Source organism: Stenotrophomonas africana (assembly GCF_013004645.1).
Lineage (GTDB): Bacteria > Pseudomonadota > Gammaproteobacteria > Xanthomonadales > Xanthomonadaceae > Stenotrophomonas > Stenotrophomonas africana.
In genome coordinates this window covers 1-13706 of sequence record NZ_JABEME010000014.1, presented here as the reverse complement: position 1 = coordinate 13706, position 13706 = coordinate 1, and the positions used below count along the sequence as shown (strand labels likewise).

General features: G+C 67.6%; 15 protein-coding genes. All 15 read right to left on the bottom strand.

Going from position 1 to position 13706, the window contains the following annotated elements; all coding sequences use genetic code 11:
* Window positions 1–19: 19 nt before the first annotated feature.
* The 15 genes from HLA98_RS18585 to fliE all read right to left on the bottom strand — a co-directional run bounded on the left by HLA98_RS18585 (window position 20) and on the right by fliE (window position 13491).
* Entirely contained in the window at window positions 20–2155 is a 2136-nt protein-coding gene (locus HLA98_RS18585; protein ID WP_057499836.1) for a putative bifunctional diguanylate cyclase/phosphodiesterase, read from the bottom strand.
* A gap of 275 nt (window positions 2156–2430) precedes the next feature.
* Window positions 2431–3222, bottom strand: coding sequence for a flagellar biosynthetic protein FliR (gene fliR / locus HLA98_RS18580; protein ID WP_057499837.1), 792 nt, complete (start codon window positions 3220–3222; stop codon window positions 2431–2433).
* A gap of 13 nt (window positions 3223–3235) precedes the next feature.
* A complete protein-coding gene (locus HLA98_RS18575; protein WP_012510965.1) occupies window positions 3236–3505 on the bottom strand; it encodes a flagellar biosynthetic protein FliQ in 270 nt (89 codons plus the stop codon).
* A 51-nt stretch (window positions 3506–3556) separates the two neighbouring features.
* Window positions 3557–4336, bottom strand: a complete 780-nt coding sequence (gene fliP, locus HLA98_RS18570; RefSeq protein ID WP_057499838.1) for a flagellar type III secretion system pore protein FliP — start codon at window positions 4334–4336, stop codon at window positions 3557–3559.
* A gap of 1 nt (window position 4337) precedes the next feature.
* The gene (fliO, locus tag HLA98_RS18565) at window positions 4338–4736 is read right to left on the bottom strand and encodes a flagellar biosynthetic protein FliO (RefSeq protein WP_170272481.1); all 399 of its coding nucleotides are present in this window, start codon (window positions 4734–4736) and stop codon (window positions 4338–4340) included.
* A 17-nt stretch (window positions 4737–4753) separates the two neighbouring features.
* Entirely contained in the window at window positions 4754–5089 is a 336-nt protein-coding gene (gene fliN, locus HLA98_RS18560) for a flagellar motor switch protein FliN (RefSeq protein WP_005409543.1), read from the bottom strand.
* Window positions 5086–6090, bottom strand: coding sequence for a flagellar motor switch protein FliM (gene fliM / locus HLA98_RS18555; protein WP_049431106.1), 1005 nt, complete (start codon window positions 6088–6090; stop codon window positions 5086–5088). Before fliM ends, fliN begins: the two co-directional genes overlap by 4 nt.
* Window positions 6091–6100: 10 nt before the next feature.
* Window positions 6101–6616, bottom strand: coding sequence for a flagellar basal body-associated FliL family protein (locus HLA98_RS18550; RefSeq protein WP_005409545.1), 516 nt, complete (start codon window positions 6614–6616; stop codon window positions 6101–6103).
* Between the two features lie 216 nt (window positions 6617–6832).
* Window positions 6833–7981: a flagellar hook-length control protein FliK gene (locus HLA98_RS18545; RefSeq protein WP_057499839.1), complete on the bottom strand. Its 1149-nt coding sequence runs from the start codon at window positions 7979–7981 to the stop codon at window positions 6833–6835.
* Window positions 7981–8448: a flagellar export protein FliJ gene (fliJ, locus tag HLA98_RS18540; RefSeq protein ID WP_049434692.1), complete on the bottom strand. Its 468-nt coding sequence runs from the start codon at window positions 8446–8448 to the stop codon at window positions 7981–7983. Before fliJ ends, HLA98_RS18545 begins: the two co-directional genes overlap by 1 nt.
* A gap of 3 nt (window positions 8449–8451) precedes the next feature.
* Complete coding sequence (locus HLA98_RS18535) at window positions 8452–9837, bottom strand: FliI/YscN family ATPase (protein ID WP_005413257.1); 1386 nt, start codon at window positions 9835–9837, stop codon at window positions 8452–8454.
* The gene (locus HLA98_RS18530) at window positions 9834–10475 is read right to left on the bottom strand and encodes a FliH/SctL family protein (protein ID WP_057499840.1); all 642 of its coding nucleotides are present in this window, start codon (window positions 10473–10475) and stop codon (window positions 9834–9836) included. The genes HLA98_RS18535 and HLA98_RS18530 overlap by 4 nt, the downstream gene beginning before the upstream one ends.
* Window positions 10472–11458 (bottom strand): flagellar motor switch protein FliG, encoded by a 987-nt coding sequence (gene fliG, locus HLA98_RS18525; protein ID WP_024958226.1) that lies wholly within the window; start codon window positions 11456–11458, stop codon window positions 10472–10474. The genes HLA98_RS18530 and fliG overlap by 4 nt, the downstream gene beginning before the upstream one ends.
* Before the next feature lie 7 nt (window positions 11459–11465).
* Window positions 11466–13112, bottom strand: a complete 1647-nt coding sequence (gene fliF / locus HLA98_RS18520; RefSeq protein ID WP_049444832.1) for a flagellar basal-body MS-ring/collar protein FliF — start codon at window positions 13110–13112, stop codon at window positions 11466–11468.
* Between the two features lie 13 nt (window positions 13113–13125).
* Window positions 13126–13491 (bottom strand): flagellar hook-basal body complex protein FliE, encoded by a 366-nt coding sequence (gene fliE, locus HLA98_RS18515; RefSeq protein ID WP_049412697.1) that lies wholly within the window; start codon window positions 13489–13491, stop codon window positions 13126–13128.
* Window positions 13492–13706: the final 215 nt, after the last annotated feature.

Here is a 13706-nt window from a genome sequence, read left to right as displayed (position 1 = left end):
GAGCCGAGCGCAGGTTCGGCTACAGGGGGGCGTTGTCGCTGGGCGGTGGGCTCTGCGCCAACTCCACCCGCGGCCGCGGCAGGTCGTGCAGCTGCATGAAGCGCGCCGCATCCACCGGGCGGCCGAGCAGGTAGCCCTGCAGGTAGTCGCAGCCCAGCCGCTCCAGGTAGGCGCGCTGGGCGGCGGTTTCCACGCCTTCGGCCACGATGTCCATGTCCAGCGCGTGGCCCAGCGCCACGATCGCCGAGACGATCACCACATCCTCGGCGCTGTGTTCCAGATCGCGCACGAAGGCATGGTCGATCTTGATCTCGGTGGCCGGCAGCCGCTTCAGGTACAGCAGGCTGGAATAGCCGGTGCCGAAGTCATCGATGGAGATGCCCACGCCCAGCGCCGAGAGCGCCTGCAGCAGGCGCAGGCTGGTATCGGTATCGCGCATCACCGTGCTTTCGGTGATCTCCAGCACGAGGTGGCGCGGGGCAATGCCATGGCGTTCGATCACTTCGCGCACATCCTGCAGCAGGTGCGGCGAACTGAACTGCACCGGCGACAGGTTCACCGACATCGACCAGCCTTCGTGACCGGCGTCATGCCATCGGCGCAGCTGCAGGCAGGCCTGGTCCAGCGCCCAGCGCCCGATATCGTTGATGGCACCGCTGCGCTCGGCCAGCCGGATGAAGCGGTCCGGCGGAATCAGGCCATGCTCCGGATGGTGCCAGCGGATCAATGCTTCGGCACCGGCCACCTTCTGCGTGGCCACGCGGATCTTGGGCTGGTAGTGCAGGAACAGCTGCTCGCTGCCAATGGCCCGCCGCAGGTCGGCCAGCAGCCGGAATTGTTGTTCGGCGCTGTCATTCATCCAGTCGGCGAACAGCACGAAGGCGTTGCGTCCGGATTCCTTGGCCTGGTACATCGCCGCATCGGCAAACGCCATCAGCTGCCGTTCGCTGGCGGCGTGATCCGGGCAGATCGCCACGCCGATGCTGGCGGTTACCTGCAGTTCGTTGTCCGGCAGCAGGGGGCCGCTGCCGACCGCCTGCAGGATGCGCCGGGCCAGCGTCGGCAGGTCTTCATCGTGCTCGATGCGTACCACCAGCACGAACTCGTCACCGCCCAACCGCGCCAGCATGTCGTTGGGGCGCAGCAGCTGGCGGGTGCGCTCGGCCACTGCCACCAGCAGCGCGTCGCCGGCCTGATGGCCATAGGCATCGTTGACCTGCTTGAAGCCATCCAGGTCCATGAACATCACAGCGAAACGGCTGCCGCCCTGTTCGGCCTCGGCCAGTGCCTGCACGATGCGACGCTGCAGCAGCAGGCGGTTGGGCAAGCGGGTGAGTGGGTCGTGCAGTGCGGCCTGGGTCAGTTCCTGCTGCGCGTCGGTCAGCGAGGTGCTCAACAGGGAGTTGCGCAGGCGCAGCAGCTGCGCCTCCACCCGCTGGTCCAGCCAGGACACCACCAGCACCACGGCCAGGATCGCCACGGTGAGCATCACCACCAGCATGGCCAGCCATTCGCTCTGCAACCCATCGCCGACGGCTGCGCCGCAGATGCTGCCCTCCGGAAAGCGTGCGGCGGCCATGCCGGTGTAGTGCATGCCGACGATGGCCAGCCCGAGCAGGCCCGCCGCTGCGAGACGATCACCGATGCGGGTGCGCTGCGCGCGCAGGCGGAAGGCTACGTACAAGGCGGTCCACGAAGCGGCCACCGCTACCAGCAGCGAAAAAAGCAGCCAGCCCGGGTCGTAGTCGATGCCCGGCTGCATGCGCATTGCAGCCATGCCAACGTAATGCATGCCGGCGATACCGGTGCCCATCAGCAGGGCGCCGCCGGCCAATCTCCGGTGCGGCAGGGTGCGCAGCGAGACCAGCCACAGTGCGAACACCGACGAGGCGATGGCCAGGGCCAGGGAAAGCAGGGTGATCGGCAGGTCGTAGCCGAGCGGAATGGGAAGGTCGAAAGCGAGCATGCCGATGAAGTGCATCGACCAGATGCCCAGGCCCATGGCGAAGCCGCCACCGAGGCGCCACCACCACGCCGCGCCCTTGCCGGGTGCGGTGACCGTGCGCCCGGCCATCGCCAGCGCGGTGTACGAAGCCATCACGGCAACCAGCAGCGAAATCGCCACCAGCCACAGGTTGTACGTGCCTACCAGCATTCGTCAGTCTCCCGGACCTGCCTGTCGACGGAAACCACGGTGGGGCATGCATGAGGCAGGCCGACGCAGAGCGGCGGCCACGTGCGGCATCCCCCCGGTTGCCGCGCATTCACTCTAGCGCGCAGACCCGGGGGAAGGGCAAGCAGTAAAACGTGAAATTGCGCCGCTGTAGAGCCGAGCCCATGCTCGGCTGGTGTTTCGGCCAATGGCAGCCGAGCATGGGCTCGGCTCTACAGAAACGAATGCAGGGCAAGCGGCAATGCGTGATGACCGGGTCAGTGTGTGACCGCGTCCGCAGCCTGGAAGGCGGCATCGAACAGGCGCTGTACCGGCGGGCCCATTTCCCCGGCCAGCAACGCCAGCAGGAACAGGCCCAGCAGCAGCGAGACCGGCAGGCCCAGCTGGATCGGGTTCAGCGCCGGGGCGGCCCGGGCCAGCACTCCGAAGGCCAGATTCACTGCCAGCATCGCCACGGTCAGCGGGATCGCCAGGCTCAGTGCACCGCGCAGCACGGTCAGCAGGAAGGTCGGGGCGATGCTGAAGAAGGCGTGCGGGTCCGGCAGCGGCGCGCCGATCGGCAGTGCCCGGTAGCTGTCCACTACCAGTGAGATCAGCGCCAGATGGCCGTTGGCGGTGAAGAACAGCAGGCCGAACAGCAGGTAGAACCACTGGCCGATCACGCCCGAAGTGCCGCCACGCAGCGGGTCGCTCATCTGCGCGAAGGCCAGGCCGGTGCCCTGTGCGATCAGTTCGCCGGCCATCGCGCCGGCCTCGAACACCAGCCGCAGCAGGAAGCCGATGGATACGCCGATGGCCAGTTCGCGGGCGATGGTCAGGACCGTGGCGGCATCGAAACCGGTCCAGTCCGGAACCGGTGGCAGCAGCGGCGCCAGCGCGATGGCAAGGGTACCGGCCAGGATCACGCGGATCCGTGCCGGCACCGCGCGAGTACCGACCATGGGCATGGCCATGGCCACCGCACCGATGCGCAGCATGGTCCACAGTACGGTGCCGATCATGCCGAAAGCCTGCAGGCCGTCGGCAGCCATCTGGGTGGCGGCGTCCATCAAAGCGCGTGTCCTAGCCGATCAGGTGCGGGATGCGCTGGAACAGCAGCGTGGTGAATTCAACCAGGTGGCCGATCAGCAGGCTTCCCAGCGCGAACAGCACCGCAGTCAGCGCCGCCGCCTTGGCAACGAAGGCGATGGTTGGTTCGTTCAACTGGGTCGCAGCCTGCACCACGCCCACCACCACGCCCACCACCAGTACGGTCAGCAGCAGCGGGCCGGCCACCCACAGCACGGTGATCAGGCCGCCACGCAGTTCGGTCAAGGCAAGTTCGGGAGTCATTCGGGTTCCATCTTCTTATGTAGCGTCGAGCCATGCTCGACTGCCTTTCAATCACGCCGGATTGAAGCTCGCCGCCAACGTACCCACGGTCAGCACCCAGCCATCCACCAGCACAAACAGCAAGATCTTGAACGGTGCCGACACCAGCATCGGCGACAGCATCATCATGCCCATCGACATCAGCACGCTGGCCACGACCAGGTCGATGATCACGAACGGGATGAAGATCAGGAATCCGATTTCGAAGGCGGTCTTCAGTTCGCTGGTGACGAACGAGGCGACCAGCACCGGGAACGGGATCGCATCGGGGCTGGCGTAGGTGCCGTGCCCGGCGATGCCGGCGAAGGTCATCAGGTCGGTCTCGCGGATCTGCGCCAGCATGAAGGCGCGCAGCGGCGTGGTGGTCAGCGTCCAGGCGGTCTGGAAGTCGATGTCGCCGTTGAGGTACGGCGCCATGCCGGTGCTCCAGGCCTTGTCCCAGGTGGGCAGCATGATCATTGCGGTAAGGAACAGGGCCAGGCCCAGCAGCACCTGGTTGGACGGCGTCTGGCCGGTGCCCAGCGCCTGGCGCAGCAGGCCCAGCACGATGATGATGCGGGTGAACGAGGTCAGCACCAGCAGCATCGACGGGATCAGGGTGATCGCGGTCATCAGCAGCAGGGTCTGCAGCGGCAGGCTGACCGGCGCACCGCCGATCTTGCCCACGTTGATGTCCGGCAGCGGGGTGGCCGGCGTACCGGGCGCGGCGAACGCCAGCGCAGGCAACAGGCACAGGGCAAGCAACAGCAGCCACGGCATCAGGGTGGCAAGACGGGTACGGGTGACACGCATGTCAGGGATCCTTGCGCAGCCGCTGCTGCAGCAGCTGGGCGAAATTCGGCAGGTTCTTGAAATCCGGCACGCGCACCGGTGCCGGTGGCGGCAACGGTTCGGGCAGGGTATGCAGGGTGTTGATGCCGCCGGCGGTGACGCCCAGCAGCAGTTGCTGGCCATTGACCTCGACCACCACCACGCGTTCCTTGGCGCCGACACTGAGGCTGGCCACCAGCTTCATGCCTTCGGCAGGGCGGAAGCCGCTGCCGGGCATGCGCTTGAGCAGCCAGCCGAGGCCGATGACCAGCGCGAGCACTGCCAGCAGCGCCAGCACCGCGCCGAACAGGCTCGGTGCGGCGGCTGCGTGCTGGCCGATCTGCGGGCCGACCGGAGCGGCGGCCTTGCCGACCGCCAGCAGGGTGGAGGCCAGCAGGCTCAACGCAGTCTCCGGATCCGCTCGCTCGGGCTGACCACATCGGTCAGGCGCACGCCGAAGCGGTCATTGATCACCACCACTTCGCCATGGGCGATCAGGGTGCCGTTGACGAACACATCCAGCGATTCGCCGGCGCCGCGTTCCAGTTCCACCACCGAGCCCTGGTTGAGCTGCAGCAGGTTGCGGATCGGCAGGCGCGCGCGACCGACTTCCAGCGACAGGGTCACCGGCACGTCCAGGATCACGTCCAGATTCAGGTCCGGACCGTTCGCCTCATCGGCCTGCAGGCTGCTGAACTGGGCCGGGGTGGGTTCGAGGGCGTCGATATCGTTCATTGCGGGTCTTCCTGGATGACGGGTACGCGCGGACGGGTGCCCGGCGGATGGGTAGCGGTGATCTTCACGGCGTTCATGCCGTTGGCGATGCCGAACTCGCCGGTGAACACCGGGATGTTCTCCACGCACAACGGCACCTGCGGGCTGAGCTCGATCGGCAGGATGTCGCCCACCTTCAGCTGGGTCAGGTCACGCAGCGTCATGCGCTTGCTGGCCAGCACGCTGGACAGGGTCACCTCGGCGATGTTGAGCTGTTCGCGAAGGGTCTGCCCCCAGCTCTCGTCGCGATCGTTGCGGTCGCTCTGGATGCCGGCGTCGAGCAGCTCGCGGATCGGCTCCAGCATCGAGTACGGCAGGGTCACGTGGATGTCGCCGCCACCGCCGTCGAGCTCGACGTGCAGTCGGCACACCACCACGTATTCGCGCGGGGTCACGATGTTGGCGAAGTGCGGGTTGATCTCCGAGTTGATGTACTCGAAATCCACATCCATCACCGGTGCCCAGGCTTCGCGCAGGTCGGCGAAGGTCTGCTTCAGCAGCAGGTGGATCACCCGCATTTCCGTGGCGGTGAACTCGCGTCCTTCGATGCGGGTCGGGTAGCGTCCGTCGCCCCCGAAGAAGTTGTCGACGATGGCGAACACCAGGGTCGGTTCGAACACGATCAAGCCGGTACCGCGCAGCGGCTTGAAGCGGATCAGGTTCAGGTTGGTCGGCACATACAGCGAGTGCATGTAGTCGTTGAACTTGATCAGCTCGATGCCGCGCACCGACAGCTCGGCCGAGCGGCGGATCAGGTTGAACAGGCCGATCCGCCAGAGGCGCGCGAAGCGCTCGTGGACCATTTCCAGGGTCGGCATGCGACCGCGGATGATGCGGTCCTGGCTGGCAAAGTCGTACGAACGCGCTTCGCCGGACGGCGGTTCCGGATCGGTCTCGACCGCACCACTGTCCACGCCGTGGAGCAGGGCATCAATCTCGTCCTGGGACAGCAGGTCATTCATCGGTGGGCCCTTACTGGGTCACGAAGCTGGTGAACAGCAGATCGTCAGCGCCGTTGCTGCCGGTCTCGGCCTTGAGCACTTTCTGCACTTCGGCCAGCGAAGCGGCCTGCAGCTTCTGCTTGCCGGCGACGTCGGCGATCTGGTCCGGGCTGACCTGCGAGAACAGCATCAGCAGGCGTGCGCGGATGGCGGGGGCATGGGTCTTGATCGCTTCCAGCGCGGCCGGGTCGCGGGTCATCAGCTGCACTTCCAGCTGCAGGTAGCGCGGGCCGTCGACCGGGCCATTGAGGTTGACCACGAATGCGGGGTCCAGCGCGAAGTACTGTGCCGGTGCCGGAGTGCTGGCCTTCTTCGGCGCCTGCGCGGTCTTCTCTTCGTGCTTGGACTGGGTGAAGAACCAGACGCCGCCACCGGCGGCAGCGGCGGCCAGTACGGCCACCAGTGCGGTGATCAGGATCGGACTACGCGGCTTGGCGGCCTTGTCCTTCTCGGCGGTCTTCTTGGTTTTGTCAGCGGCTGCGGCCACGGGGTGAAGCTCCTGAGGGTTGCTTCACCGGGATATGCAAGGGGTGTGCCGGAGCCGGGGCAGAGGGGTGCGACGGAATTCCGTCGGGGTGCCTGTGGGGCCGTGCGGAGCAAGCTCCGCACCCACCAACGCGATACTGGCAGGTGCCAACCGCACTGCTCTGGAGGGTGCCAACCGCATCGCTCTGGTGGGTGCCAACCTTGGTTGGCACGCCTGTCAGGCATATGCGTCCAGCAACCCGCGCTGGCGGATCAACTGTGCGGACGACACACCGCCCTCGGCCGGCGACGGTTCTCCGTCACCTGCCATGCCGCCGCCACCGGCCTGGCCCGACGCATTGCCGTCACCACCGGGCGCCTGGTGGCCGACATCGGCATGAGCCAGCTGGAAGCCCTGCTCGCCGAGAAGTTCGCGCAGGCGCGGCAGGCTGCTTTCCAGCGCCTGGCGCACATCCACGTGCGGGCTGCTGAAGCTGGCATGCACCTTGTCGCCGTTCAACTGCAGTCGCACGTCGACCGGGCCCATGTCATCCGGACTCAGCCGGATGTGGGCATGGCCGATCTTCTGGTCGGCCAGCCAGCCCAGGCGCGCGCCAATGGCCTGGTCGAAACCGTCGTCACCGAGCACCGGTTTCGGTGTCGGTTCACCATTGAAGATCGCATTGCCCGTGGCCAACGCGGTCTTCAGATCCTGCACAGCCCCGTTGCCCGGTGCATGCAGCAGCGGCGCCGCGGTGCGGTCGCCGATGAGGGTTGCGTCGCTGCCTTCACCGCGCTCGCTGCGCTTGCCGGGCAGCACCAGCTCAGGCAACGGCAGTGTGGTCACCTGGTCGGCGCCGCTGGGGGCATTACCCTCGGCGGTGGACGATGTGGTCGCAGCAGCTGTGGACGGCAGGGCTGCTGCGACCGGTAGTGCGGCGGGGGCGGGGAGTGCGTTGCCGTCTGCGTCGGTGGCTGTCGCTGTCACCGCCGGCAGAGTGGCGGCAGGGTCGGCAGGTGCCGGTACCGCCAGCACCAGTCCTGCCAGGCCGAGCGGCGGCCAGGGCGCCTCCTCGGCCGCGGCCGGGGCGTCCTTTTCGGCAGCGGGCCTGGCTTGCGCTGTGGGCACCGTGGCTGCGGTCTCTTCGGGCGCGGTAGCGCTGTCCGGCCTGCGCTCGGCGCCGGGCTGGCCATTGCTGTCGGATGCCGGTCCCTGCGTGGACGGCGTGGGCGTGTTCGAGGCTTTCGAGGGCGCATCGGCACCCGATGAGCCACCCTGCAGCAGTTGGCTGAACTCCTTGCTGCCATCACCGCGTGGCGCGCGCGTTGCGCTGCTGCCGGAATTCTGCGGCTGCGCGTTGGCGCTGCTGGCCAATGGCGCGGGCATCACGAGCGGCCTCCCTGCTCGGCGCCGTCCTGGTCTTCGGTCTGTACCAGACGGGCGCGGCGGGCACCGATGTCGTCCATCTCGCGCTGGTCGCGGCGGTCGGTCACCACCTTTTCCTGCGCGCGGTAGCTGGCGGCCAGCTGCTCCAGCACGGCCTTGTCACGGCTGGCCAGGATCAGGCGGGCGCGCTCAGCCTCCACCTTCTCGCGGTTGCCATTGACCGTGGCCTGCTGCTGTTCGACCGCACTGTCCAGGCGGTCGAGAAACGCACGCCGGTTCAGCAGTTGTGCCGGGCTGGTCGCCGCCATCTGGGCATTCGCATACTCCTCGGCGTAGCGGCGCAGTTCGTCCAGTCGCGAGAGATGGGTATCGAGCACGCGCTGGCGTTCGGCCAGGTCGCGGGCAACCGCGTCCTCGTGTTCCTGGGCCCGCTTGAGCAGGGGATCGATGCGCTTGGACTGGTTCATGGCTTAACTCTCTTGTTCCACCAGGCGCTGCAGCGCCGCCTGGCTGTGCGGGAGATCTGCGGCCTTGGCAACGTCCTGGCCGAGGAACTCCATGATTTCCGGCCAGCGTTCCAGAGCTTCGTCGGTGGCCGCGTCGTTGCCGCGCTGGTAGGCACCGATGGCGATCAGGTCACGGTTGGCCGAATAGGCCGAGACCAGTCGCTTCAACTTGCGGATGCGCAGGCGCCACGGCTCGTCGGCGATTTCCGTGACCACGCGGCTGACCGACGATTCGACGTCGATGGCCGGGTACAGGCCGCTGTCGGCCACGCGCCGCGAGAGCAGGATGTGGCCGTCGAGGATCGCGCGCGCTGCATCGGCAATCGGATCCTGCGGATCATCGCCTTCGGTCAGCACCGTGTAGAACGCGGTGATCGAGCCGCGGCCCTTGGCGCCATTACCGGCGCGTTCGACCAGTGCCGGCAGCTTGGCGAACACCGACGGCGGGTAGCCGCGGGTGGTGGGCGGTTCGCCGACCGACAGGCCGATCTCGCGCTGCGCCTGGGCGAAGCGGGTCAGCGAGTCCATCAGCAGCAGCACGTTCAGGCCCTGGTCGCGGAACCATTCGGCGATGGCGGTGGCGCGGTAGGCGCCGTGCAGGCGCGCCAGCGGCGGCCGGTCGGCGGGACTGGCCACCACCACGGCGCGGCGCAGACCTTCTTCGCCCAGCGTGGTTTCGACGAAATCGCGTACTTCGCGGCCACGTTCACCGATCAGGCCGACCACGATCACGTCGGCGGCGGTGTAGCGGGTCATCATGCCCAGCAGCGTCGACTTGCCGACGCCGGAGCCGGCGAACAGGCCGACACGCTGGCCGCGGCCGATCGGCAGCAGCGCGTTGATCGCGCGCACGCCCACGTCCAGCGGCTGGGTGATCGGCTCACGCGCCAGCGGATTGATCGACACGCCGGCCATGCCAACGTGGCCCTCGGCGCGGATCGGGCCCTTGCCGTCCAGCGGCACGCCATCGCTGTCGATGACGCGGCCGAGCAGCCCTTCGCCCACTTCAACGCCACCACGGCGCGCAGACGGCACCACCCGTGCATTGGGCAGCAGGCCGTGCAGTTCGGCGCTGGGCATCAAGTAGGTGCGCTCGCCGGCAAAGCCGACCACTTCGGCATCGACCCAGCCGCCGTCGACCACTTCGACCTTGCAGCTGGCGCCCAGCGGCGCCTCGCAGCCGACGGCTTCCAGGGTCAGTCCGACCGCGCGGCGCAGCACGCCTTCGCGGATCAGGCCACGGCCATGGGCGGTATCCACGCGCAGGCCGTCGAGCCGACGGGCCAGGCGCAGGTTGCGGGCCATGGCCCAGTCGGCCGGTGGCGGCGTCGGCTGTGGATCGGGGTTCATGCATTGGCTCCGGTCTGGCGGATCACCGCGTCCAGCGCGCCTCGCAGGCGGGCTTCCAGGGTGCCGTCGATGCGCACGGCTTCTGCGTGCACGCGAAGATCGCCGCGGCTCAGGCTGGTGTCTGGCACCAGGCGCTGTTGTGGCGGCAGGCTCAACAGCGGGGCGAGGGCGGCGATGTCGTCCGGGTGCAGTCGCACTTCGACCTCGCGGGTGCTGCCCCCCACCGCGTCGATGGCCTCGCCGACCAGCTGTGCCAGCAGCGCCGGCTCAGCCTCGTAAGCGCGGCCGACCAGTGCGCCCGCGATGCGTACCGCCAGCTCGCCCAGTGCGCCGACCACTTCGTTCTCCAGCCGCACCAGCGGCCGGCTGAAGTTGTCGAGGATGCCTTCGATCTGTGCGGCAAGGCGACGCACCTCCGCCTGGCCCTGGCCGTAACCTTCGCTATGGCCGTGCTGGAAGCCTTCCTTCTCGGCGCTGTCCTGGATGGCCTGGATTTCCTCCAGGGTCGGCAGCTGCAGCGGCGGCTCCGGCTCGTGCTCCGGGTCCGGCTCGGTGAGTTCGAACGCGTCCTCCTGCTCCAGCGCCGGTTCGGGCTGGGCCAGCAGGTCCGGGGCAAGCCAGCGCACGACGTTGCTCACAGCATGGCCTCCGCACTGCCACCAATGGTGACGGTGCCTTCATCGGCCATGCGCTTGACGATGGCCAGGATCTCGCGCTGCGCACCTTCCACGTCGGACAGGCGCACCGGACCGCGGGCTTCCATGTCTTCCAGCAGGATTTCGGCCGCACGCTGCGACATGTTGCGGGTGATCTTGTCGCGGACCTTGATGTCGGCACCGCGCAGGGCCAGGCCCAGGCGCTCGCCGCTTACTTCACGCAGCACCAGCTGCATTTCGCGGTCGTCCAGGTCGACCAGGTCGTCGAACACGAACATCAGGTCCTGGATGCGGTTGCTCAGCGGCGCATCGATGCGCGCGATCTCGCCGAGGATCGCCTGGTCCTGGCCGCTGTCCATGAAGTTCAGAATGTTGGCCGCGCACTGCACGCCACCGATGTTGGACGACTTCAGGTTCTGGTTGCCGGCGAACTGGCGCTCCATGATCTCGTTGAGTTCATTGAGCGCGTTCGGCGGAATACCGTCGAGGGTGGCGATGCGCAGCAGCACGTCCACCCGGGTACGGTCCGGCAGCAGCTTCAGCGCGTCGGCGGCCTGGTCGGTTTCCAGGTGCGCCATCACGATGGCGATGATCTGCGGGTGCTCGTTGCGCACCAGGTCGGCCACTGCACGCGGGTCCATCCACTTCAGTGCGTCCAGGCCGGTGGTGTTGCGGCCCAGCAGGATGCGGTCGATCAGGTTGCCGGCCTTCTCGCTGCCCAGCGCCTGCACCAGCATGTTGCGGATGTAGTCGTCCGAGCCCACGCCCAGCGAGGTCTTCGAGCCCAGCTCCTGGCCGAACTGGTCCATCACCCGTTCCACCTGTTCGCGGGTGATGTCGGTCATGGTGGCCATGGCGATGCCGATCTTCTGCACTTCCTTGGGTTCCATGTGGCGCAGCACTTCGGCTGCATCCAGCTCACCCAGGGACAGCAGCAGCACGGCCGCGCGCTGTACGCCGGTCAGTTGTGCCTCAGTCATTGGCCACCCAGCCCTTGACCACCTGGGCCACGCGCTTGGAGTCGGTCTTTACGGCTTCACGCGCCATCCGCAGTCGTTCCTCATATGAATCCACCGGCAGGGCCAGTGCATCCGGCCCGCCCAGGCTGGCCCGGTCGGCACCGAGCGCCGGCAGCGGCATGCCATCGTCATCGACCAGCTGCACGTCCGCGGTGTGCGGTTCCAGTGCCTGTTCGTCGTTCTTCTTGTTCTGGCCGGTGATCGCACGCAATGCCGGGCGCAGCACGCCGAACAGCAATGCCAGCACCACCACGGCGCCCAGCAGCATGCGGCCGGCGTCGTGCACCCACGGCAGCTCCCACCAGGCCGGGCCTTCGACCGGCGTGGTATCACGCACGAACGGGGCGTTCATCACCGACACGGTGTCGCCACGCTCGGCATTGAAGCCGACGGCCTGCTTGACCAGTGCCTCGACGCGGGTCAGTTCGGCGGCCGACAGCGGCTGCGGGCTGACCTTGCCGTTGGCGCCGGCGCGCGGCACGTTGTCCACCAGTACCGCCACCGAGACGCGCTTGATGCGGCCCGCCGGCTGACGGGTGTGCTGCAGGGTGCGGTCCAGCTCGTAGTTGCGGGTCGCGTTCTTGCTGCTTTCGGTCGGCGTCTGCGCAGTGGCCGGGGCGGCCTGCTGGCCCGGCGGGCTGTTGCTGGTCGCGCCCGGCACGCCCTGCGGGCCCGGGGTGCTGGTGGTGTTCTCGCTCATCTGCTCGCTGCGCAGCTTCTGCGGTTCACCGTTGTAGAGCTCACGGGCCTCCTCGGTCACCGAGAAATCCATGTCCACGCTCACTTCCGGGTTGACCCGGCCGGGGCCGGTCATCGGCTCCAGCAGCTCGCGGATGCGCTGGTTGAACGAGGTTTCCTGGCGGCGCACCTGCTCGAACTGGGCGGCGTTGACCGCCGCTTCGCTGTTCGGGTCGGTGATGCTGAGCATGCGCCCGCTCTGGTCGACCACGGTCACCCGCTCCGGAGCGAGATCCGGAATGCTGGCCGCGACCATGTGCACGATGGCATCCACCTGGCTGCGTTCCAGCTGCTGGCCGCCACGCAGTTCCAGGGTGACCGAGGCGCTGGCCACGTCACGCTGGCGGGTGAAGGCGCTGGGCTTTGGAATGGCCAGGTGGACGCGCGAATCGCGCACCGGGCGCAGCGTGTTGATGGTGCGCGACAGCTCGGTTTCCAGCGCATGCTGGTAGCGTGCGCTTTCCACGAACTGGCTGACGCCGAAGCCCGGATCGCGTTCCATCAACTCGAAGCCGAGCTTGCCGCTGTCGGTCAAGCCGGAGCCGGCCAGCTTCAGGCGGGCATCATGCAGGTTCTTTTCCGGCACGGTGATGCCGCCGGTGGCCGGGTCGAGCGCGAACGGAATCTGCGCGGCGCGCAGCAGGTCGGTCGCTTCAGCGGTCGCCTTCTGGTCCAGGCCCGTGTACAGCGGGACCATGCCGGGCTTCTGCGACCAGAAGAACACGGACAGGCCTGCCGCCACCGCCACCGCGATCATCGCCATCAGGCCCAGCCGACGGGTGATCTGCAGACTCTGCAGGCGGTCGAACCATTGCCCGGCCTTTTCGGCGTTCAGGCTGTCCTTGGAGAGCGTCAGTGCCATGCGTCTCTATTCCTTACAGCGGCATGTTCATCACGTCCTGGTAAGCCTGGACGAGACGGTTGCGGACTTCCACGGTGGCGCGGAAGGCGATCTGGGACTGCTGCGAGGCGACCATCACCTTGGCGAGGTCGGCGCTGGGGTCGCCCATTTCGAAGGCCTTGGCGAGGGCGCCGGACTTCTGTTGCGCATCGTTGACGCCGGCAATCGCACCACGCAGGGTTTCGGTGAAGCTGGCCGGCTGGGTTTGCGGCGCGTCCAGCACCGTGCCCGGCAGGGCGTTGCTGCGCGGCGTTTCGCCCAGCGGGTTGAGCGCCGGCTGTCCCATCTGGGTCTGATAGGAGCGGATCTGCGAAAGGATCGAAGTGACGGAGTGGGACATCTGCAACGGTTCCAGAAACAGGGGATGGGGTTGTCTGCTGGAGCAGGTGCAAGTGCCGTGCCGAAACCGGTTTTCGATTCAGTGAAGTGAGGGTGGGGGGGGGGGCAGGGCTGCGCCCTGCGCCCGCAGAGGCCACGTCAACATCAACGTCAAAATCGGGCTATCCGTGGGGTGGCGGGGTGGGTCCGGTTACGGGGGACGCCGTAAACCCGTCC